The organism is Streptomyces sp. NPDC005728 (genome assembly GCF_040630895.1).
Classification (GTDB): Bacteria; Actinomycetota; Actinomycetes; order Streptomycetales; family Streptomycetaceae; genus Streptomyces.
Genome location: NZ_JBEXYL010000010.1, coordinates 14,394 through 35,060, shown reverse-complemented (window position 1 = coordinate 35,060; position 20,667 = coordinate 14,394). Strand labels below are relative to the sequence as shown.

The following is a 20,667-nucleotide window of genomic DNA, read 5'->3' as shown; positions in this document are numbered from 1 at the left end:
TCCCGCGGCGGCATGGCGTTCGGCGCGGAGGAGCTGCGTGTGCTCCGCCGCGCTCTCGCCCTCGCCCTTCACCCCGGCCGAGCGTCCGCCGAGGACGTCAAGGACTGCTATCGCCTCGCCGAGACCCTCGACGAGGCGATGCGCGAGGGGGCCCGACTGCGCGCCTTCCTGGTGGCCGACCTCGGCCGGTACCGCGCCGCCCTGCCGGGTACCGCCGCCGGCTACCTCGCGCTCCTCGAGGAGGCGCTGGGCGCCGGGCACCGGCCGACGCCGGACGACCTCGCCGCGCTCAGGGCGCTGCGCGGCAACCCCGTGGCGGCCGCCCTGCTGGACCGCTGCCAGGCGCTCGCCGAGCAGGACGTGAGGGCGCGCTTCGCCCAGGGCGCCCGCAAGGTCCCCGCCCCCGCCGTACCCCCCTGCAGGACGCGCCTGCTGGCCCTTCCCGGCGGTGCGGACGGGTCCCCGGCCGCTCAGGCCGCGGACCCGGAGAAACCCGCTCAGAAGCCCGCTCAGAAGCCCGGCCAGGTCCCTCCTGGACGTCCCGCCGAGCGCCCGGCCGACGAGCCGGCCGCCCCGAAGCGCCCCATCCCCACGCCGGGTGAGGTCTTCCCCCGGCGCAAGCCGCCCGAGCCGCCGGCCGCCCCGGCGGAGCCGGCCGGGTCGCGGCAGCTCGCCGCCGGCTGACGGGCCGGATCGCCCACCCCGCCCGATTCGCCCCGGCCCGCGTGGCTACCCTGGAGCCATGGACTACGTCTCCGCACTCGTGCCTCCGGTCGTCATGGCCGTGTTCTTCATCGGTGTGGTCAGGGTGATCGTGAAGACCCAGGGCGGGGCTGCGAAGGCCAAGGAGGACGCGGCCGTGGATGCCGCCCTCGCGCGCGCCGAGGGCGCACGACAGGCCTCCGCAGGCGGCGACGCCTGAACGGCGACGCCTGAACCGTACGGCGTACGACTCCTCGCACCCGGGGCCCCTGCATCGCGGTGCTTTCCGAGTCGTGCGCCCTTTTTGTTCGCTTTTGTAGCCTAAGTGCCCGTCCGGCACGCCAATGCCGGGATCTCCCACTATTGTTCTGAGCTGTGCCTCGCCCATTGGGAGAACTCGAAGACGCGGTCATGACGCGGGTGTGGAAGTGGAACCGCCCGGTGACCGTTCGAGAAGTCCTGGAAGACCTGCAGCAGGAGCGGTCCATCGCGTACACCACCGTGATGACCGTTCTGGACAATCTCCATCAGAAGGGCTGGGTACGCCGAGAGGCCGAAGGCCGTGCCTATCGATATGAGGCCGTCTCGACGCGGGCCGCGTACGCCGCCGCCCTGATGAACGACGCCTGGTCGCAGAGTGACAACCCGGCCGCCGCTCTCGTCGCCTTCTTCGGGATGATGAGCGAGGAACAGCGCCAGGCCCTCCGGGACGCCGTACGCATCGTCCAGGGTCCGGAAACCCAGGAAGCCCCGCAAGCCCCGCAAGAGGAGAACCCCGGCGCGGCGGGGGAGAGCGCCGGGCGATAGCGTCCGCTCATGTCAGCAGAGCGTCCCGAAGCGACCGCAAAAGCCATCACCGTCCGGCGGGCCCGGACCAGCGATGTCCCGGCCGTGCGCCGCCTCCTCGACGCCTACGTCCGCGACCGCATCCTGCTCGACAAAGCCACGGTCACGCTTTACGAGGACATCCAGGAGTTCTGGGTCGCAGAACGCGACGACAACGCCGAGGTGGTCGGCTGCGGCGCGCTGCACGTCATGTGGGAAGACCTCGCGGAAGTCCGCACTCTCGCGGTGAAGCCCGGCCTCAAGGGCGCAGGCGTGGGGCATCGGGTGCTGGAGAAGTTGCTGCAGACCGCGCGCTGGCTCGGCGTTCGCCGCGTTTTCTGTCTGACCTTCGAAGTGGACTTCTTCGGGAAGCACGGGTTCGTCGAGATCGGGGAGACGCCGGTCGACACCGATGTGTACACGGAGCTGTTGCGTTCCTATGACGAGGGCGTCGCGGAGTTCCTCGGTCTCGAACGAGTGAAACCGAACACCTTGGGCAACAGCCGGATGCTTCTGCATCTGTGATCGTCATTGCCCGGTTCCCTATGTCCGAAACGCGCATGTTTCCGGACGGGGGCGGCCCCCCGGGTCTCTCCCGGGGGTTTGTGTTTTTCCGGCAAAAGCGGTTTGCTTTCCGACGTACTGCAGTACTGCATATAACAGGGGCGGCGAAACGGCGGACGCCGCACACCCCCTGACCCTCACGTTATCGATGAAAGGAAATCCGGTGGCACAGAAGGTTCAGGTCCTTCTTGTCGACGACCTCGACGGCGGCGAGGCGGACGAGACCGTGACGTTCGCGTTGGACGGCAAGACGTACGAGATCGATCTCACGACCACCAATGCGGACAAGCTCCGCGGCCTTCTCGACCCCTATGTGAAGGGTGGTCGTCGTACCGGAGGCCGTGCGTCTGGTGGACGTGGAAAGGCGCGTGCCGCTTCCGGTGGCAGCCAGGACACCGCGCAGATCCGCGCGTGGGCGAAGGACAACGGCTTCGAGGTCAACGACCGCGGCCGCGTTCCCGCGTCCATTCGCGAGGCCTACGAGAAGGCCAACGGCTGATTTCGCCGGAAGGCGGGCGGCCGGGCGCTCGCGCGCCGCAGCCGGACCCGGTGGCACTGCGCTGCCACCGTGTCCACCACTCGTACGAGATCGGGGGCGCCGTTCAGGCCCCCCATGGCCGGCAGAGCCGGCAGCGAGGCCTCGGCCTCGCCCCCCGGCCCGGGGGGCCGCAGCCATACGGCGGCCCCCTGCACGGGACCGGCGGGCAGCCGGTCGCCGAGAAGCGGCCGAGCTCCGCCACGGGCCCGTTCGGGCGGAACCGGCGCCTCCATCAGGCCGTCCGCGCCCAGGGCCCGCAGGTCCAGTGCCAGCGGCCCCCATTCCAGCCAGTCCAGCAGCTCCGGCAGTTCCTCCGTGCTGCCCGCGGCCACCAGCAGCCGCATCCGGTCCCCCCGCAGGGCCACCGGAGAGCCCGGCGCGAGGTGCCTGAGCGCCGCGGCGCCCGCCTCGGCCGGCACGTCCAGAACATCGAACCGCAGCCCCGTGACCAGCCGCAAAGGCCGTCCGGGCACTGTCGGCCAGCCCAGATCGTTCTCGTACCAGTCCCGGGCCCGGGCGTCCGGGCCGGCCGGGCAGTCCGGAGGTCCGGCGGCGTTCGAGTCGAAGGGACGGCGAGGAAGGGGGACAGTGGAGGTCGGGACCGAGCCAGCCATGCCAAGTGCAACAGCCGAACCGGAGCGCGAGTTACGCTGGGTGTTCTGTCGATTGCGCAGAGTGCCTGAAAAGGGAGCGCGTGGGGGTTCGGAGAGGCGCAAGGTTGTTCGCCCATAGCGGAGTGAACCGGTGCGCGCGGCATGGAGTGTCAGTCCCTGCGGGTAAGACATGCCTAGTGGGAGGGGGCGACGCGCAGAAAGGGCCGTCTCACGTTCGCCATCGGCGTAGTGGCGAGTGGGGTAACTGCCTGGCCTGCGGGAACATCGTCTCGCACCATCGGGTTGGAGCAGATGTCGGCGTTCGGGGTCAGGAGGCCAAGGACGGTGTCGGCAGTTGGAATGAGCGGTCCCCGCTTGCGGGACTAAGCTGCGGAAGGACAGGGAGGGGAAGTTCCCCCCACTGCCTGACCGCTCTGAGGAGCGATTAACGATGTTCGAGAGGTTCACCGACCGCGCGCGGCGGGTTGTCGTCCTGGCTCAGGAAGAAGCCCGGATGCTCAACCACAACTACATCGGCACCGAGCACATCCTCCTGGGTCTCATCCACGAGGGCGAAGGTGTCGCCGCTAAGGCCCTGGAGAGCCTCGGCATTTCGCTTGAGGCGGTCCGCCAGCAGGTGGAGGAGATCATCGGCCAGGGCCAGCAGGCCCCGTCCGGCCACATCCCCTTCACCCCCCGTGCCAAGAAGGTCCTGGAGCTGTCGCTCCGCGAGGCTCTTCAGCTGGGCCACAACTACATCGGCACGGAGCACATCCTGCTCGGCCTGATTCGTGAGGGCGAGGGCGTCGCCGCCCAGGTCCTGGTCAAGCTGGGCGCAGACCTCAACCGGGTGCGGCAGCAGGTCATCCAGCTGCTCTCCGGTTACCAGGGCAAGGAGACCGCCACCGCCGGCGGCCCGGCCGAGGGCACGCCCTCGACCTCCCTCGTCCTGGACCAGTTCGGCCGGAACCTCACCCAGGCCGCTCGTGAGTCCAAGCTCGACCCGGTCATCGGGCGCGAGAAGGAGATCGAGCGGGTCATGCAGGTGCTGTCCCGCCGTACGAAGAACAACCCGGTCCTGATCGGTGAGCCCGGCGTCGGCAAGACCGCCGTCGTCGAGGGTCTCGCCCAGGCCATCGTCAAGGGTGAGGTGCCCGAGACGCTCAAGGACAAGCACCTCTACACGCTGGACCTCGGCGCCCTGGTCGCCGGCTCCCGCTACCGCGGTGACTTCGAGGAGCGCCTGAAGAAGGTGCTCAAGGAGATCCGCACCCGCGGCGACATCATCCTGTTCATCGACGAGCTGCACACGCTGGTCGGTGCGGGTGCCGCCGAGGGCGCCATCGACGCCGCTTCGATCCTGAAGCCGATGCTGGCCCGCGGTGAGCTGCAGACCATCGGTGCGACGACGCTGGACGAGTACCGCAAGCACCTGGAGAAGGACGCGGCCCTCGAGCGCCGCTTCCAGCCCATCCAGGTCGCCGAGCCGTCCCTGCCGCACACGATCGAGATCCTCAAGGGTCTGCGTGACCGGTACGAGGCCCACCACCGCGTCTCCATCACGGACGAGGCCCTGGTCCAGGCGGCCACTCTGGCCGACCGCTACATCTCGGACCGCTTCCTGCCGGACAAGGCGATCGACCTGATCGACGAGGCCGGTTCCCGGATGCGTATCCGCCGGATGACCGCGCCGCCGGACCTGCGCGAGTTCGACGAGAAGATCGCCGCCGTCCGCCGGGACAAGGAGTCCGCGATCGACTCGCAGGACTTCGAGAAGGCCGCCTCCCTGCGCGACAAGGAGAAGCAGCTCCTGGCCGGCAAGGCGAAGCGGGAGAAGGAGTGGAAGGCCGGCGACATGGACGTCGTCGCCGAGGTCGACGGCGAGCTGATCGCCGAGGTCCTCGCCACGGCCACCGGCATCCCGGTCTTCAAGCTGACCGAGGAGGAGTCCAGCCGCCTGCTCCGCATGGAGGACGAGCTCCACAAGCGGGTCATCGGCCAGGTCGACGCCGTCAAGGCGCTGTCGAAGGCGATCCGCCGTACGCGTGCCGGTCTGAAGGACCCGAAGCGTCCGGGTGGTTCGTTCATCTTCGCCGGCCCGTCCGGTGTCGGTAAGACCGAGCTGTCCAAGGCGCTCGCCGAGTTCCTCTTCGGCGACGAGGACGCGCTGATCTCCCTCGACATGTCGGAGTTCAGCGAGAAGCACACGGTCTCGCGTCTCTTCGGTTCGCCCCCCGGCTACGTGGGCTACGAAGAGGGCGGCCAGCTGACCGAGAAGGTCCGCCGCAAGCCGTTCTCCGTCGTCCTGTTCGACGAGGTCGAGAAGGCCCACCCGGACATCTTCAACTCGCTGCTGCAGATCCTGGAGGACGGTCGCCTGACCGACTCCCAGGGCCGGGTCGTGGACTTCAAGAACACGGTCATCATCATGACGACCAACCTCGGCACGCGGGACATCTCCAAGGGCTTCAACCTGGGCTTCGCGGCCACGGGTGACACGAAGTCGAACTACGAGCGCATGAAGAACAAGGTCTCGGACGAGCTCAAGCAGCACTTCCGCCCCGAGTTCCTCAACCGCGTCGACGACGTGGTCGTCTTCCCGCAGCTGACCCAGGAGGACATCCTGCGGATCGTCGACCTGATGGTCGGCAAGGTGGACGAGCGCCTGAAGGACCGGGACATGGGCATCGAGCTGTCCCAGTCCGCCAAGGAGCTGCTGTCCAAGAAGGGTTACGACCCGGTGCTGGGCGCGCGTCCGCTGCGTCGCACGATCCAGCGCGAGATCGAGGACACGCTCTCGGAGAAGATCCTCTTCGGCGAGCTGCGCCCCGGTCACATCGTGGTCGTGGACACCGAGGGCGAGGGCGACGCCGTCACCTTCACCTTCCGGGGTGAGGAGAAGTCGGCGCTGCCGGACGTCCCGCCGATCGAGCAGGCGGCCGGCGGTGCCGGGCCGAACCTGAGCAAGGACGCGTAAGCGTCACGGTCGACGAAAAGGGGCCGGTGCTTTCGAGCACCGGCCCCTTTCGCATGCGCTCTCGCGAGCGCCGAACTCAAGGGTTACGACAACTGCCCGTTGTAGTCCGGCAGTTTGAACGTCTTCTCGGCGTGGCCGCCCGACAGGTCGGTGGCGCTGTTGCCGACGTTCGCGATGATCGTGTAGCCCTTGTTCTCGATGTCGACGCGCTGGGCGGTCTTGTAGGCGGCGACATCCTTGAAGAGGTCGAACAGGCCTCGGACGTAGAGGCCGGAGACGTCGTAGCCGTCGTGCTCGAGGTTGTACTCGGTGGGCCAGTAGATGATGCCCGGACGCGCCGTGACGAAGAACAGCGAGACGCCGTGCTCCTGGGCGTACTCGGCGACGTCCAGCACCGGCTGGTTGGCCGGCTGCGGGTAGCTGAAGCCGAAGTCGGTCTCCAGCGTGGTGTTGTCGATGTCGAAGACGATCGCCTGCTTCTCGCCGGGCTTGGCGGCGGCGATGCGGGCCTTCAGGTACGGCAGGGCCTGGCCCATCACCGACTGGCAGTCCTTCTGCCAGGTGGCGTAGTCGACCTTGGCGGCGGCCGTGGCGGAGGTGCTGCTCGCGGTCGCGTCCGCGGCCTCGGCGGGAGCGGCCAGTGCGGTGAGCGCGGCCACGGCGACGGCGGTGGCGGCTGTCCGGCGCGCCCAGGGGCGTCTGGTCATCGGTGGGGGTCCTCTCACGTCCGTACGCTGCACGGCCTGAACGGTGAACTGTCAGGGGCATGATCTTTGGTGAGGATGGCGCGTGGGGAACCGTAGGGTTACCGATGGGTAGGTGCCTAGAGGCGTGCGTCACATTTCTCTGGTCGGCTGTTTAGTGGGCCGGTGATATGGCGCACAGGCGATATGTCCGTTACTAGCCACGATAGTGGGATTCTATATAGGGACAAAAGGGAACGTCCACCCCAGACCGTGCGTGAAATGCCGACGTCGTCGGGGTGATGTCCGGGGTGGGAGATGTGTCAAGGAATGGGCGATTTTTTGGCTATCCACTACCTGGCGCCGTAGATGGGGGGCATTGAGCGTGAATGGGGTCGGGGGTTACCAATGAATGGCCCGTCCGGCGAACGTCAGTGCGCCGGGTGGTGATTCTGTCCCCGAGCCCACGAGGTCTCCATGTTCCAGCGCTTCACGTCCCGTTCTGCCCGCACGTCCTCGCTCCGCACCCGCGTAACCGTCCTGGCCGCCGGAGTGGGCGCCGCGGCCGTGCTGGGGTCCGGGGTCGCGAGCGCCGCCGCGCCGTCGGCCGCCTCCTGGGTCGACCCGGTGAAGACGTACACGCTCTCTGCCGGCTTCGCGCAGGCCGGCAGCCACTGGGTCGCCAAGCACAGCGGTCAGGACTTCGCCGTGCCGACCGGTACCGACGTCGTCGCCGCGCACGGCGGCACCGTCGTCAAGGCCGGCCCCAACGGCGCCGGTGACGGCCCCGCGTACGGCAACGCCGTCGTCATCAAGCACGGCAGCGGCACCTACTCGCAGTACGCGCACCTGTCCCGGGTCGACGTCAAGATCGGTCAGGTCGTCAAGACCGGCCAGCACATAGCCCTTTCGGGCAGCACCGGTAACTCGACCGGCCCGCACCTGCACTTCGAGATCCGTACGACCCCGAACTACGGCTCCGGAATCGACCCGGTCTCCTTCCTGCGCGCCGAGGGCGTGAAGGTCTGAGCCCGGACAGGCTCTAGTCCTCCGTGCGGGAGCCCTTGTGCCCCTGCGTGACGAGGTCCACGGCGACTTCGAGAACGGCCGCGCGCTTCTTCTCGGGGTCGCCTTCCAGGTCCTGCATCACGAACATCCCGGCGTGCAGCGTGAAGAGCGCGCTGATGGAGCGGACCTGGTCGACCAGGGGGGCGTCGCGGTCGATGATGATGTCCCTGAGGCCGGTCATCCGGTCCTTGAAGGACTCGCCGATGCGCAGTTCCCGTACCGTCGCCTGGTTCTCCTGCATGAACCGGAAGAGCGGTTCCGCGCCGGCCAGGGCCTGGCTGTAGCGCCGTACGATCTCCTGCTTGGTCTCCAGGGTGTGCGGCTGGCTCCGACCCCACTCGATCAGGTCCTCGATCGGTTGCGTCAGGTCCTCGAAGAGGCTGACGATGATCTCTTCCTTCGTCTTGAAGTGGTAGTACAGGGCCGCCTTCGTGACGTCGAGACGCTCGGCGATCTCGCGCAGAGAGGTCTTCTCGTAGCCCTGCTCCGCGAAGAGTTCGAGCGCGACGTCCTGGATGCGCTGGCGGGTGTTTCCGCGGCGCTGCTGCTTCGTGCCGTCCATGGTGACGCCCATCCTCGTACTCCTCGCGCTCCCGCGGAAACTTACTTGACGCCCGGCTAGTTACAGGTCTACCTTCACAGTGTAGTGATAACTAGCCGGGCGGCAAGTAAGTTGATGCCGTAAGGGGGAGTGGAAGATGGCGGACACGGAAGCTGCCGTGGCGGCCCAGGGGATACCGGACCAGCCGGAGAAACAACCGAAGAGCGTGCGGGTGGTCCTGCTCGCGCTCATGATCGCGATGATGCTCGCGATGCTCGACAACATGATCGTGGGTACGGCGATGCCGACGATCGTGGGCGATCTGGGCGGCCTGGAACACCTGTCCTGGGTGGTGACCGGGTACACCCTGGCGACCGCGGCCTCGACCCCGGTCTGGGGCAAGATCGGCGACATGTACGGCCGCAAGGGCGCCTTCCTCAGTTCGATCGTGATCTTCCTGATCGGCTCCGCGCTGAGCGGCATGGCCCAGGACATGGGCCAGCTGATCGGGTTCCGGGCCGTTCAGGGACTCGGAGCCGGCGGTCTGATGGTCGGTGTCATGGCGATCATCGGCGACCTCATCCCGCCGCGGGAGCGCGGCAAGTACCAGGGCATGATGGCCGGCGTCATGGCGCTGGCGATGATCGGCGGCCCGCTGGTCGGTGGCACCATCACCGACAACTGGGGCTGGCGCTGGGCCTTCTACATCAACCTGCCGCTCGGTGCCGTGGCGCTGGCGCTGGTCTCCGCCGTGCTGCACCTGCCGAAGAAGCGGGCCAAGGCGGGCATCGACTACCTCGGCGTCGTCCTGCTGACCGTCGGCATCACCTCCATCGTCCTGGTCACCACCTGGGGCGGCAGCGAGTACGCCTGGACGTCCGCGCGGATCATGGAGCTGATCGGCATCGGCGTGGCCGCGCTGGTCGGGTTCGTGTTCTGGCAGACCAAGGCCTCCGAGCCGGTGCTGCCCCTGCACATCTTCCGCAGCCGCAACTTCACGCTGATGTCCATCATCGGCTTCATCACCGGCTTCGTGATGTTCGGCGCCACGCTCTTCCTGCCGCTGTACCAGCAGTCGGTGCAGGGTGCCTCCGCGACCAACTCGGGCCTGCTGCTCCTGCCGATGCTCGGCGCGATGCTGGTGACCTCGATGATCGCCGGCCGGGTCACCACCAACAGCGGCCGCTACAAGGTCTTCCCGATCGTCGGCGGTGTGCTGATGATCGTCGGTCTGTACCTGCTGTCGCTGATGGACACCGACACCACGCGGCTGACCTCCGGCATCTACATGGCCGTGCTCGGCGCCGGCATGGGCTGCCTGATGCAGATCACCATGCTGGTCGCGCAGAACAGCGTGCAGATGAAGGACATGGGCGTGGCGTCCTCGTCCGCCACCCTGTTCCGTACGCTCGGCTCCTCCTTCGGTGTGGCCATCATGGGCGCGCTCTTCAACCACCGGATCCAGGACGTCATGGCCGAGCGGGCCGGTGCGCTGGGCTCGAAGATCACCGAGCGGTCGGCCCAGCTGGACGCGGCGAGCCTGGCCAAGCTGCCGGCGCAGGCGCGGGAGGCCTATCAGCACGCGGTGTCCGCGGGTACGCACTCGGCGTTCCTGCTGGGCGCGGTGATCGCGGTGCTCGTGCTGATCGCGGCGGTGTTCGTGAAGGAGGTGCCGCTGAAGGGCGGTGCGCAGAAGCCCTCGGCGGAGAGCGCGGATGCCGCTCCGGCGCCGATGATCGAGGCCGTCTGAGCACGTCCCCGAGCTGAAGGCCCCCCGGCTGGTGTCCGCCCCGGGGGGCCTGCCCCTTTCCGGGCCCGAAATTTCTGGGCCCGAACCGGCGCGGCTCTCGCGGTCCCGGCTGATCGCCGTCGTGGTTCTTCGTTGCCGGACTTCTTGAACGACGGGGCCCGAGCCTCAGCGGCTGTTCCGGCCGGAGCCCCCGGACGGCGGCAGCATCGTCCGGCCGGAGCCCCCGGACGGCGGCAGCATCGGATAGCTGCCGGTGTTCGTGGGGGCGTGTTCCGGGAGCCAGAGGACGGCGACCGCGCCCTCCGCGGGGACGTGGTCGGGGGCGCCGGCGGGGCGCACGTTGCGGAAGGTCAGGCGGGCGCCCAGCACCCGGGCCTGGCCGGCCGCGATGGTCAGGCCCAGGCCGTGGCCCTTGCCCGCGCGGTCCATGCTGCCGGTGCGGAAGCGGCTCGGGCCCTCGGCGAGCAGTGCCTCGGGGAAGCCGGGGCCGTGGTCGCGGACCCGGATGACCCGGCCCTCGACCGTGACCTCGATCGGCGGCTTGCCGTGCCGTGCGGCGTTGGCGAGCAGGTTGAACAGCACCCGCTCCAGGCGGCGCGGGTCGGTGGTGACCTCCGACTCGTGCACCACCCGTACGGCGACCTGCGGGTCCTTGACGGCCACGCGCCGGGCCACGAACTCGCCCAGCATGATGTCCTGCAGCTCGGCCCGCTCGGAGGCGCTGTCGAGCCGGGCCACCTCCAGGACGTCCTCGACGAGGGTGCGCATGGCCTTCGCGCGGTCCAGGACCAGTTCGGTGGGGCGGCCGGGCGGCAGCAGTTCGGCGGCGGTGAGCAGGCCGGTCACCGGGGTGCGCAGCTCGTGCGCGATGTCGGCGGTGACCCGCCGCTCGGCCTCCAGGCGCTGTCGCAGCGCGTCCGCCATGGCGTCCACCGCGCGCGCGAGATCGTCGGTCTCGTCCCGTACGACCCCGCCGATGGCCTCCCGCACCCGTACGTCGGTCTCGCCGTTGGCGACCTGGCCCGCGGCGGCCGCCGCCTTGCGCAGCCGCCCCGACAGCTGCCCGCCGATCAGCACGCCGAGCGCGCTGCCGCCGAACACGACCGCGATGGACCCTATGATCAAGGCCTGGTCGAGGTCCTTCATCACGTCCGTGGAACGGTCCGGGAAGTGGCTGTGCATGGACAGCACGTGCCCGTCCTTGAGCGGTACGGCCGCCCAGATGTCCGGCACACCCCCGCCGTGATCGCTGACGTAGGTGGCCCGGCGGCCCTCCTCGACCTTCTCCCGCAGCGCGGGCGGCAGCTCGGGGTCGTCGATCTTGACGCTGGGGAAGTTCGGTCGCCCGGACAGTTCGTAGTTGCGCTGGGCGATCTGGACGCGCTCGTTCGCGAGGTCGCGGGCGTTGTCCAGCATGGAGACGCGGGCCGCGTTGTGCACGACCAGGCTCAGCGCGATCGCCACCAGCCCCGCCACCAGCGCGATCGCCGCGCTGAGTTTCCATCTGAGTCCGGTCCGCAGACCCGCGCGCTCCGCCCACCCCACCGGGCGCCGAATGATCCCCCGCATGACCGCCTCGCTCAGGCCTTCAACTTGTAGCCGAAGCCGCGGACCGTCTCGATCCGGTCCTGGCCGATCTTCTGGCGCAGCCGCTGCACATGGACGTCGACGACCCGGGTGTCCCCGCCCCAGCCGTAGTCCCACACCCGCTCCAGCAGCTTGTCGCGGGAGAGGACGGTGCCGGGCGCGGTGGAGAACTCCAGCAGCAGACGCATCTCGGTCGGGGTCAGCGCCACCGGCTGCCCAGCCCGCCGCACCTCCATGCCCTCGGTGTCGATCTCCAGGTCACCGAAGGCCAGCGGGCCGCCGTTCACCTGCGCGGGGGCACCCTCGGCGTGTGCGGAGCCGCCGGCGTGGCCGAAGCGGCGCAGCACCGCGCGGATCCGGGCGACCAGGACGGCACCGTCGAACGGCTTGGTCACGTAGTCGTCCGCGCCCGCCTCCAGGCCGAGGACGACGTCGATGGAGTCGGCGCGCGCCGAGAGCATGATCACCGGAACGGTCGACTCGTCCCGGATGCGACGGCACAGGCTGACCCCGTCCAGACCCGGGACCATGACGTCCAGCAGCGCGATGTCGGGACGGTTCGCCCGGAACGCCTCCAGGCCCGACAGCCCGTCGGGCATGGCGGTGACCGCGAAGCCGTCCCGCTCCAGGGCGAGCTGGGTGGCCTCGCGGATGACGTCGTCGTCCTCGACGAAGAGGACGTGGGTCTGGTCTGCCATCCCGCTGCTCTCAGTTCTCGGTGATGTTCTCGGTGACGTGGTCGGTCATATGGCCGATGGTGTGGTCCGTCAGGTGTCCGGCTCGGGCGTGACCTCGTCGCCGACGCCGCTGCCGTACTCGGTGTGGACGGGACGCCCCTGGACGAACCGTCCCGCCTTCCAGCTGTAGGGGATCACGTCCTCACCGGACGGGCTCGAGATCGGGTCACTCTTCCGGTACGTCTGTTTGGTCACGGTCAGGACGCCCTGGTCGATCTCCGCGTAGACCGGCGACTCCTCGGTCTTGAAGACGTTCTCGAAGGTGCCGCTCTCGTCCCGGTACACATACGAGCCGATGCCGACCCAGTCGGCGCACGTGAGCACGTTGACGACGACGTCGTCCACTGCGCCGCCGGTCAGGTCGCCGTAGGAGACGTCGACCGGATAGTCGTCGTCGTTGCACGGCTTCAGGTCGCGCTTGACGGCCGCCGAGACCGACGGGTCCTTCCTGAGCAGCGCCACGGCGTCCACGCGCCGGTAGGTCTCGGCGGGACTCGGCGCCGGAGAGGCAGCGGCGCCCGCCATCGCGGAGGCGTGCGCCGGACCCTCGTCCCGCGCGCCCGTGCCCCCGGTGCCGCACGCGGCGACGAAAAGGGCGAGGGCGGCGAGCGCGGCCGCCGCCGCGATCACCGCCTGCGTACTGCTTCGGGCCTCGGTGGGCCCGGCCCCGGTCAGGCCGCGCAACGCTCCCGCTCCTCACGCTCCAGCGCGCGTGCGTCCAGATCGCGGGCCTCCAGCTCCTCGCGGAGCCGGGCGAGCGCCCGGTGCAGCGTGCTCTTGACCGTACCGGCCGACATGCCGAGGGCCGCGGCCGTCTCCTCAGTGGACATCTGCTCCCAGTGTCGCAGCACGACGACACTGCGCTGCTTCGGTGCGAGCACCTTCATGATGTCCATCAGCAGCGCCCGGTCGGCGTGCTGCTCGGTGGAGTCGTCCACGGACGCGTCCGGCAGCTGCTCGGTCGGGACCTCCTCCAGCTTGCGCGCCCGCCACCACTCGGTACGGGTGTTGATCATCACCCGGCGCAGGTAGGCGTCCGCGAGCCGCTTGTCGGCGATGCCCTCCCAGCGGCCGTAGGTCCGCACCAGCGCGGTCTGCAGCAGGTCCTGGGCATCGACCGGGTCCGGGACCAGCCGGCGGGCGCTGCGCAGCAGCGCGTCCTGCCGGGTGCGGACGTACTCCTCGAACTCGAGCACCTCGCCCTGCGCCATGATCAACCGCCTCCGATTCCCCGTGTGCTCCGGTCTGTGTCCGAAGTCCCGCTGTACCGCTGCCCCGTGGTCTGCCGGGCACAGGAAGAAAACTACGGAGCGGTTGTCACGGGGCTGTGCGAAGCAGCCTTCGGCTAGCAATCGGCTGTCCGTCGGTTGTGTAACGGAAGTAGGTGCGGGGTATGGGGGGTGACTCTTATGTCCCTTTATGGGGCGCTTTGTCGGGCTGGGTGGTCCGTAACGAGGGCCCCCGCGCTGTGATGTGGCTGTGTGTCAGGTCAGCGGAAGCCGGTACAGACCGCCGGGCAGCGGCTCCACCAGACCGTCCGTGACGAGCCCGTCGAGGGCGCGGGCGCGCTGCACCGGCTCGTGCCACACCCGGTCCAGCGCCGCCTGCGGCACCGGCGTGTGTGCCTCCCGCAGCACGGCCAGCAGCTTGCCGCGCACCTGACGGTCCGTGCCGGCGTACGTCTGCCCGCGGCGCGGCGGCCCCTCGTGCTCCGGCTTGCCCGCCAGCCGCCAGGCGCACTGCGCGGCGATCGGACAGCGGTGGCAGCCCTCGTTCTTCGCCGTGCACACCAGCGCGCCCAGTTCCATGGACGCGGCGGCCCAGCGGGCGGCGGTCTTCTCGTCCTCGGGCAGCAGCTCGCGGGCCAGACGGCGCTCGGCGGCCGTGGTGGCGTTCGGCGGGTACTGCATCCCGGTCACCGCCCGGGCGAAGACCCGGCGCACATTGGTGTCCAGCACCGCGTGCCGCTGCCCGTAGGCGAAGGAGGCCACCGCCGCGGCCGTGTACTCGCCGATGCCGGGCAGCGCCAGCAGCTGCGTGTGATCCGTCGGTACGTTCCCACCGTGCCGTTCCGTTATGGCGACCGCGGCGCCGTGCAGACGCAGGGCGCGGCGCGGGTAGCCGAGCCGGCCCCAGGCGCGCACGGCCTCTCCGGGGGCCTCCTCGGCGAGGTCGGCGGGGCGCGGCCAGCGGGCCAGCCACTGTTCGTAGACCGGCAGGACCCGGCTCACCGGGGTCTGCTGGAGCATGAACTCGCTGACCATCACGCCCCACGGGCCCGCTTCCGGGCGGCGCCAGGGGAGGTCGCGGGCGTGGATGTCGAACCAGGCGATCACGGGGGCGTGGAGCTTCTCAGTCATGGCCTTCCGATCCTGCCACGGGTCGGGCGGGCATGGCCGGTCGCGCCGCGGTTGCGGAGCGTTGCGCCAGGTCGCGGTGTGTGAAGGACCCTTTTTCCCGTGGCAGTTGCCGGGATGATGATCCGGAAAAGTTGACCCCGGGCGGCGGGTGGGGCAAGCAAGCGCGCCGATCTCTCGTACAGTTTGCGCCGTGGGATCTCTGCGCAATCCGGTCGGGCCGCTTCCCTCCTCCATCTACTGGCGACGGAGGGTCGTACTGGCGTCTGTGGTCGCCCTGTTGGCGTTGCTGACCACCTGGATCGTCACGTCCGGCGGCGGGGGCGGCAAGAAGAACTCCGCGGGGTCCAACGGCAAGGATCCCGTGTCCACGATCACGCCGGGGCCCTCCGCGTCCGGGCCCGCGATCAGTCAACACCCGGGCGGGCGCGACGAGTCGGGCGGCGGGAGCTCCGGTGGGAGCGGTTCCGGGTCGGGTGACGGATCCGGTTCGGACGGCAAGGGCGGCTCCGGCTCGTCGGGGTCCGCCGGCGGTTCGGGCTCGGGGTCCGGCAGCGGCCAGGTCGGTACGGGCGACACGCTGCCGGCGTCCTCCTCGCTGCCCAACTGCACTGCCGGAGCGGTCACGTTGACCCTGCGCAGCCGGCACAACTCGTACTCGCCCGACCAGACGCCGTCGTTCGAACTCACCGCGAAGAACACATCGGCCGCCGACTGCAAGGTCGATCTCGGGCCGAAGAACGCGGTGTTGACGATCACGCCGGCGGACAGCAGCGACGCCTACTGGTCCTCGGCCGACTGCCCGAAGGGGGCGGCGAGCCTGGTGTTCCGGGTGGCTGCGGGGCAGAGCATCACGTACACCGTGGAGTGGGACCGCAAGCCGAGTGCTCCGCAGTGCGCGACTCCTCCGGCGGGCTCGGCGAAGACGGGCACGTACTTGCTGGAGGCCGAGGCGCCGGGGTTCGCGAAGACCCAGGCTTCCTTCGTGCTGACGGCGGACTAGCAACTGCCGGTCCGCCCACAGCTGCGTCGAGCAGGGGTGCGGGGAACCGCGCGACAAGCCACGACGGACCCGCGGTCGACGACGGACCAGTACGACGGAGATCCGCGGTCGACGACGGACCGGCACGACGGAGATCCGTGGTCGACGACGGACCGGCACGACGGAGATCCGTGGTCGACGACGGACCGGCACGACGGAGATCCGTGGTTGACGACGGACCGCGCCGCCCCGGAAACTCAGACGTAGCGCTCCAGGATGGAAGACTCCGCCAGTCGCGACAGACCCTCCCGCACGCTCCTCGCCCGGGCCTCGCCCACACCGTCCACCGTCTGCAGGTCATCGACGCTCGCAGCCAGCAGCTTCTGCAGGCCCCCGAAGTGCTCCACCAGGCGATCGATGATCGCGCCCGGCAGACGCGGCACCTTGGCCAGAAGCCGGAAGCCCCGCGGGGACACCGCCGAGTCGAGGGTCTCGGGGGAGCCGGTGTAGCCCAGCGCGCGCGCCACCGTGCCCAGTTCCAGCAGTTCCGCGTGGCTGAGGGCGTCCAGCTCCGAGAGCGCCTCCTCGACCGTGCGGGAGCGCTTCGCCGTGGGCTCGGGGACGTAGTCCCGGACCACCAGCTCACGGTCCGGCTCGACCCCGGCGATCAACTCCTCCAGCTGGAGCGACAGCAGACGACCGTCCGTGCCCAGTTCGACCACGTATTCGGCGATTTCGGTGGCGATGCGCCGGACCATCTCCAGCCGCTGGGCGACCGCCGACACGTCCCGGACCGTCACCAGGTCCTCGATCTCCAGCGCCGACAGCGTGCCCGCGACCTCGTCCAGCCGGAGCTTGTACCGCTCCAGGGTGGCCAGCGCCTGGTTCGCGCGGGACAGGATCGCCGCCGAGTCCTCCAGCACGCGCCGCTGCCCGTCGACGTACAGGGCGATCAGCCGCATCGACTGGGAGACCGACACCACCGGGAAGCCGACCTGCTTCGAGACCCGGTCCGCCGTCCGGTGCCGCGTGCCAGTCTCCTCCGTCGGGATCGTCGGGTCCGGCACCAGCTGCACGCCGGCCCGCAGGATCTTCGACAGGTCGGAGGAGACCACGATGCCGCCGTCCAGCTTGCACAGCTCCCGCAGGCGTGTGGCCGTGAACTCGACGTCCAGGACGAATCCGCCCGTGCACATCGTCTCGACGGTCTTGTCGGAGCCGAGCACGATGAGCCCGCCGGTGTTGCCGCGGAGAACCCGCTCGAGGCCGTCCCGCAGGGCCGTGCCCGGAGCCACCGCGCTCAGCGCGGCGCGCATCAGGCCCTCGGCACCGGAACTCCCACCGGACTTTCCGGGAGCTGCCGCCCGGTCGTTGGCTGCCACTGCACTCCTCCGGTCGCAGGTTCTGGGGCGCTCCCGTTTCGCGCACTCGGTTCGTACGGACGGGCGAGACCTGGGCAAAGTCTACCGGCGCTCCTCAGCCTCCTGTGGGGCCTCTCGGCGACGGGAGCGCGGCAGGACCCTGAGCGCGTCCCCCATGTCGGCGACTTCCAGGACCTTCATCCCGGGCGGGACCTTGCCAGGATCGCCCGGCACGAGCGCGTGCGTGAAGCCCAGCCGGTGCGCCTCGGCGAGCCTGCGCTGCACGCCGGTGACCCGTCTGACCTCGCCCGCCAGGCCCACCTCGCCGATCGCGACGAGGTTCTTGGGCAGCGGGGTGTCACTGGCGGCGGAGGCGAGCGCGAGCGCGATGGCGAGGTCCGCGGCGGGCTCCGACAGCTTCACGCCGCCGACGGTCGCCGAGTAGATGTCCCGCTTGCCGAGCGCGCTGATCCGGCCGCGCTGCTCGAGCACCGCCAGCATCATCGACACCCGGGAGGTCTCCAGGCCCGAGGTGGTCCGGCGCGGGGAGGGGATCTGCGAGTCCACGGTCAGCGCCTGCACCTCCGCCACCAGCGGGCGGCGGCCCTCCAGGGTGACGGTCAGGCACGTACCCGGGACCGGTTCGTCACGGCGGGTCAGGAAAAGTCCGCTTGGGTCGGCTAGTCCCGTAATGCCCTCGTCGTGCAGTTCGAAGCAGCCGACCTCGTCCGTGGCCCCGTAGCGGTTCTTCACCCCTCGCACCAGGCGCAGGCGCGCGTGCCGGTCGCCCTCGAAGTGCAGGACGACGTCCACCAGGTGCTCCAGCAGACGGGGGCCGGCGATCGCGCCGTCCTTGGTGACATGGCCCACCAGCAGGGTGGACATCCCGCGCTCCTTGGAGGCCCGGATCAGGGCGCCGGCCACCTCGCGGACCTGGGCCATGCCGCCGGGCGCGCCGTCGATCTCCGGGGAGGCCACGGTCTGTACCGAGTCCAGGATCAGCAGGGACGGCTTCACCGCGTCCAAGTGGCCGAGGACGGCCGCCAGGTCGGTCTCGGCGGCCAGATACAGGTGGTCGTCGAGGGCGCCGATGCGATCGGCGCGCAGCCGGACCTGGCTCGCCGACTCCTCGCCGGTCACATAGAGGGTCGGGTGCTCCTCGCTCGCGGACTTGGCCGCCACGTCCAGCAGCAGCGTGGACTTGCCGACCCCGGGCTCGCCCGCGAGCAGCACGACCGCGCCGGGCACGAGACCGCCGCCGAGCACCCGGTCCAGCTCGGGCACGCCGGTCGGGCGGGCGGTGGCCTGGCGGCCGTCGACCTGGCCGATGGGCAGTGCGGAACTGGTGACGCGGCCCGGTGCCGTCGTACGGACCGCGGGCGCGCCGTACTCCTCGACCGTCCCCCAGGCCTGGCACTCGGGGCAGCGGCCGAGCCACTTGGCCGTCTGCCAGCCGCACTCGGTGCAGCGGTAGGACGGTCGGTCCTTGGTGGTCTTGGTACGGGCAGCCATGCGGAAACCGTAGCCCGCGGTACTGACAACGTCCGTCCGGGGCGCACATGGGTGGCCCGGTATCGGCCATGACCCATCGGGTTCGAGCCACGGAATCAGAGGTTCCTGTCCCCTTATGAGGGATCGTTTCACCCGTACGGATTAAAAGTGCTCAAGGTGCAAGATGGGGCACTCTGCCGCCGCCTACGGTCGCACGGGTGATGAGCAGCAGTCCTCAGACCACGACCCGCACCCCCGGAGCGCACCGCGCGCATCGCGAGGTGCGCGACCGAGCCGCCGCGCGCACGCTCGCCCAGCGGCCGCCCGCGCGCTACGAGCCGTACCTGGACGGTCTGTTCACCTACTGCCTGTCGGTGCTGTGCGACCACGACGCGGCCACCGCCGCCCTCGGGAACGTCCTGGCGCTGGCGGAGCGGCGCGGTCAGCGCGTCCCGGAGGCCGCCGCGGACCGCAGGGCGTGGCTGTACGCGCTGGCCCGCTGGGCGTGCCTGCGCGGGCTCGCCGAGGCCAAGCAGAAACGTCAGGCCACCCATGCGGTGGGGCGCCCCGCGGTCGGCAAGCAGGTACCCGATCCGCCGGTCGCCCCGCAGGTCCAGGAGCAGCGGCGGAGCGAACTCGCCCTGCTCGCCTGGCCGGAGGCGGCCGGCACCACGCCCGAGCAGCGCGAGTCCCTCGAACTCGCTGTCCGCCACCACCTCGCCGCCCACGAGGTCGCCGCCGTCCTCGGCATGGAGACCGCCACCGCGCGCGAGCTGCTGGCCTCAGCGGCCTGCGAGGTCGAGCGCACCCGCGCCGCGCTCGCCGTGGTGGAGACCGGCGGCTGTCCGAGCGTGGCCCACCTCACCGGAGACAGCCGCCTGGTCCTCAGCGCGGCCCTGCGCCGCGAGCTGGTCCGGCACGTCGACGACTGCCCGCGCTGCCGCCGCACCGCCGAGCGCGCGGTGCCCGGCCACTGGCCCGGCGCCGCGGTCACCCCGGCCGAGCTGCCTGTCCTGGAGGCGCCCCGCGCGGCCCTGCACGTCGCCCTCGCGCACCACTCGCGCGCGCGGGGCGCGGCCGTGCCCCGCTTCGACCGGCGCGGCTTCCCGATGGACCCCAAGGACCGCGCGGCCCGCCGGGACCGCCTACGCGCGCGTGCCGTCACCACGACCGTCGTCGCCACCGTCGTCGCGGCCCCCGTCCTCGCCCTGTGGGCCGCCTACCGGGGCACGCCGACCGCCGACGAGGACGGCCGCGCGGCCACCGCACGTGAGGCTCAGGGTCCCGACGCGCTCGGTGCCGACACCGCCGGCGGCTACGAGAACGCGGGAAACGCCCGCGTGAAGCCCGGCGTCGGCCCGGGCCGGAACGGCACGTCGGACGTCTCCGTGGAGGTCATCAGTGTCTCCGGAGGCGACAAGAAGGGCGCAGGGCGTCTCACGGTGAGCGCCGGCAACGGCGGCGACACCACGCTGATCTCCCTCACCGCCTCCGGTTCCGCCCCGGTCCACTGGTCCGCGTCCACCTCGGCGGCCTGGCTCTACCTCAGCCGGTCCACGGGAACCCTCGCCCCCGGCGAGACGTTGACGATCAAGGTGTACGTCGACCATCTGCACGAGCCGTCCGGCCACTGGCACGCCCAGGTGGCGATCTCACCGGCCGGCGCCGTGGTCTCCATCGACGGCTACGGCACCGCCCCGAGCGGTCCCTCCGCCCCGCCCTCGCCCCCCACCGGCAGCCCGGACCCGACGTCCTCGCCCTCGGCCCCTACGGACCCGCCCTCCAGTCAGTCCCCGTCCCCGACCGACCCGAGCCCCAGCCCCACGGACCCGACCCCGTCCGATCCGCCGAGTTCGTCCCCGCCGCCGAGCGACGACGGCAGCCCGAGCCCGTCGGACAGCTAGGACCTGA

The 20,667-nt window shown here is 70.4% G+C and carries 20 protein-coding genes; 10 read left to right on the top strand and 10 right to left on the bottom strand.

Going from position 1 to position 20,667, the window contains the following annotated elements:
- The first annotated feature begins 12 nt into the window (after positions 1–12).
- The 5 genes from ABZ471_RS09975 to ABZ471_RS09955 all read left to right on the top strand — a co-directional run bounded on the left by ABZ471_RS09975 (position 13) and on the right by ABZ471_RS09955 (position 2,590).
- On the top strand, positions 13–684 hold the full coding sequence (locus ABZ471_RS09975) for a hypothetical protein (RefSeq protein ID WP_359064586.1): 672 nt from the start codon (positions 13–15) through the stop codon (positions 682–684).
- A 58-nt stretch (positions 685–742) separates the two neighbouring features.
- Positions 743–922 (top strand): hypothetical protein, encoded by a 180-nt coding sequence (locus ABZ471_RS09970; RefSeq protein ID WP_270082353.1) that lies wholly within the window; start codon positions 743–745, stop codon positions 920–922.
- A 155-nt stretch (positions 923–1,077) separates the two neighbouring features.
- Positions 1,078–1,509 carry a BlaI/MecI/CopY family transcriptional regulator gene (locus ABZ471_RS09965; protein ID WP_359064394.1) on the top strand — a complete coding sequence of 144 codons (432 nt, stop codon included), beginning with the start codon at positions 1,078–1,080 and terminating at the stop codon, positions 1,507–1,509.
- A 9-nt stretch (positions 1,510–1,518) separates the two neighbouring features.
- Entirely contained in the window at positions 1,519–2,052 is a 534-nt protein-coding gene (locus ABZ471_RS09960) for an amino-acid N-acetyltransferase (protein ID WP_359064393.1), read from the top strand.
- 202 nt (positions 2,053–2,254) lie between these two features.
- On the top strand, positions 2,255–2,590 hold the full coding sequence (locus ABZ471_RS09955) for an Lsr2 family protein (RefSeq protein ID WP_359064391.1): 336 nt from the start codon (positions 2,255–2,257) through the stop codon (positions 2,588–2,590).
- Here the strand turns inward: ABZ471_RS09955 and ABZ471_RS09950 are convergent.
- The gene (locus ABZ471_RS09950; RefSeq protein WP_359064389.1) at positions 2,569–3,243 is read right to left on the bottom strand and encodes an SCO3374 family protein; all 675 of its coding nucleotides are present in this window, start codon (positions 3,241–3,243) and stop codon (positions 2,569–2,571) included. The two genes, ABZ471_RS09955 and ABZ471_RS09950, sit on opposite strands and share 22 nt — an antisense overlap.
- Before the next feature lie 430 nt (positions 3,244–3,673).
- On the opposite strand from ABZ471_RS09950, the gene ABZ471_RS09945 reads away from it, so the two are divergent.
- Positions 3,674–6,199, top strand: coding sequence for an ATP-dependent Clp protease ATP-binding subunit (locus tag ABZ471_RS09945; RefSeq protein ID WP_359064387.1), 2,526 nt, complete (start codon positions 3,674–3,676; stop codon positions 6,197–6,199).
- An 83-nt stretch (positions 6,200–6,282) separates the two neighbouring features.
- On the opposite strand, the gene ABZ471_RS09940 is transcribed toward ABZ471_RS09945, so the two are convergent.
- Positions 6,283–6,906 carry an HAD family acid phosphatase gene (locus ABZ471_RS09940; protein ID WP_359064385.1) on the bottom strand — a complete coding sequence of 208 codons (624 nt, stop codon included), beginning with the start codon at positions 6,904–6,906 and terminating at the stop codon, positions 6,283–6,285.
- 453 nt (positions 6,907–7,359) lie between these two features.
- Between ABZ471_RS09940 and ABZ471_RS09935 the strand changes: the two genes are divergently transcribed.
- Complete coding sequence (locus ABZ471_RS09935) at positions 7,360–7,911, top strand: M23 family metallopeptidase (protein WP_359064383.1); 552 nt, start codon at positions 7,360–7,362, stop codon at positions 7,909–7,911.
- Positions 7,912–7,924: 13 nt separating this feature from the next.
- Here ABZ471_RS09935 and ABZ471_RS09930 read toward each other — a convergent pair whose 3' ends face one another.
- Positions 7,925–8,524 (bottom strand): TetR/AcrR family transcriptional regulator, encoded by a 600-nt coding sequence (locus ABZ471_RS09930; RefSeq protein ID WP_359064381.1) that lies wholly within the window; start codon positions 8,522–8,524, stop codon positions 7,925–7,927.
- A gap of 124 nt (positions 8,525–8,648) precedes the next feature.
- On the opposite strand from ABZ471_RS09930, the gene ABZ471_RS09925 reads away from it, so the two are divergent.
- On the top strand, positions 8,649–10,241 hold the full coding sequence (locus ABZ471_RS09925; protein ID WP_359064379.1) for an MDR family MFS transporter: 1,593 nt from the start codon (positions 8,649–8,651) through the stop codon (positions 10,239–10,241).
- 165 nt (positions 10,242–10,406) lie between these two features.
- Here the strand turns inward: ABZ471_RS09925 and cseC are convergent, their stop codons facing one another.
- The 5 genes from cseC to ABZ471_RS09900 all read right to left on the bottom strand — a co-directional run bounded on the left by cseC (position 10,407) and on the right by ABZ471_RS09900 (position 14,925).
- On the bottom strand, positions 10,407–11,810 hold the full coding sequence (cseC, locus tag ABZ471_RS09920) for a two-component system sensor histidine kinase CseC (protein WP_359064378.1): 1,404 nt from the start codon (positions 11,808–11,810) through the stop codon (positions 10,407–10,409).
- An 11-nt stretch (positions 11,811–11,821) separates the two neighbouring features.
- Positions 11,822–12,526, bottom strand: coding sequence for a two-component system response regulator CseB (cseB, locus tag ABZ471_RS09915; RefSeq protein ID WP_359064376.1), 705 nt, complete (start codon positions 12,524–12,526; stop codon positions 11,822–11,824).
- Between the two features lie 69 nt (positions 12,527–12,595).
- On the bottom strand, positions 12,596–13,249 hold the full coding sequence (locus ABZ471_RS09910) for a hypothetical protein (RefSeq protein WP_359064374.1): 654 nt from the start codon (positions 13,247–13,249) through the stop codon (positions 12,596–12,598).
- Complete coding sequence (locus ABZ471_RS09905; RefSeq protein ID WP_067006350.1) at positions 13,237–13,776, bottom strand: SigE family RNA polymerase sigma factor; 540 nt, start codon at positions 13,774–13,776, stop codon at positions 13,237–13,239. The genes ABZ471_RS09910 and ABZ471_RS09905 overlap by 13 nt, the downstream gene beginning before the upstream one ends.
- A gap of 273 nt (positions 13,777–14,049) precedes the next feature.
- On the bottom strand, positions 14,050–14,925 hold the full coding sequence (locus ABZ471_RS09900) for an A/G-specific adenine glycosylase (RefSeq protein WP_359064371.1): 876 nt from the start codon (positions 14,923–14,925) through the stop codon (positions 14,050–14,052).
- Positions 14,926–15,115: 190 nt separating this feature from the next.
- On the opposite strand from ABZ471_RS09900, the gene ABZ471_RS09895 reads away from it, so the two are divergent.
- Positions 15,116–15,925, top strand: coding sequence for a hypothetical protein (locus tag ABZ471_RS09895; RefSeq protein ID WP_359064369.1), 810 nt, complete (start codon positions 15,116–15,118; stop codon positions 15,923–15,925).
- Positions 15,926–16,161: 236 nt separating this feature from the next.
- Here the strand turns inward: ABZ471_RS09895 and disA are convergent, their stop codons facing one another.
- Positions 16,162–17,286, bottom strand: a complete 1,125-nt coding sequence (gene disA / locus ABZ471_RS09890) for a DNA integrity scanning diadenylate cyclase DisA (protein ID WP_359064367.1) — start codon at positions 17,284–17,286, stop codon at positions 16,162–16,164.
- 81 nt (positions 17,287–17,367) lie between these two features.
- A complete protein-coding gene (gene radA, locus ABZ471_RS09885) occupies positions 17,368–18,777 on the bottom strand; it encodes a DNA repair protein RadA (protein WP_359064365.1) in 1,410 nt (469 codons plus the stop codon).
- A gap of 197 nt (positions 18,778–18,974) precedes the next feature.
- On the opposite strand from radA, the gene ABZ471_RS09880 reads away from it, so the two are divergent.
- Positions 18,975–20,660 carry a hypothetical protein gene (locus ABZ471_RS09880; protein WP_359064363.1) on the top strand — a complete coding sequence of 562 codons (1,686 nt, stop codon included), beginning with the start codon at positions 18,975–18,977 and terminating at the stop codon, positions 20,658–20,660.
- Positions 20,661–20,667 lie beyond the last annotated feature (7 nt).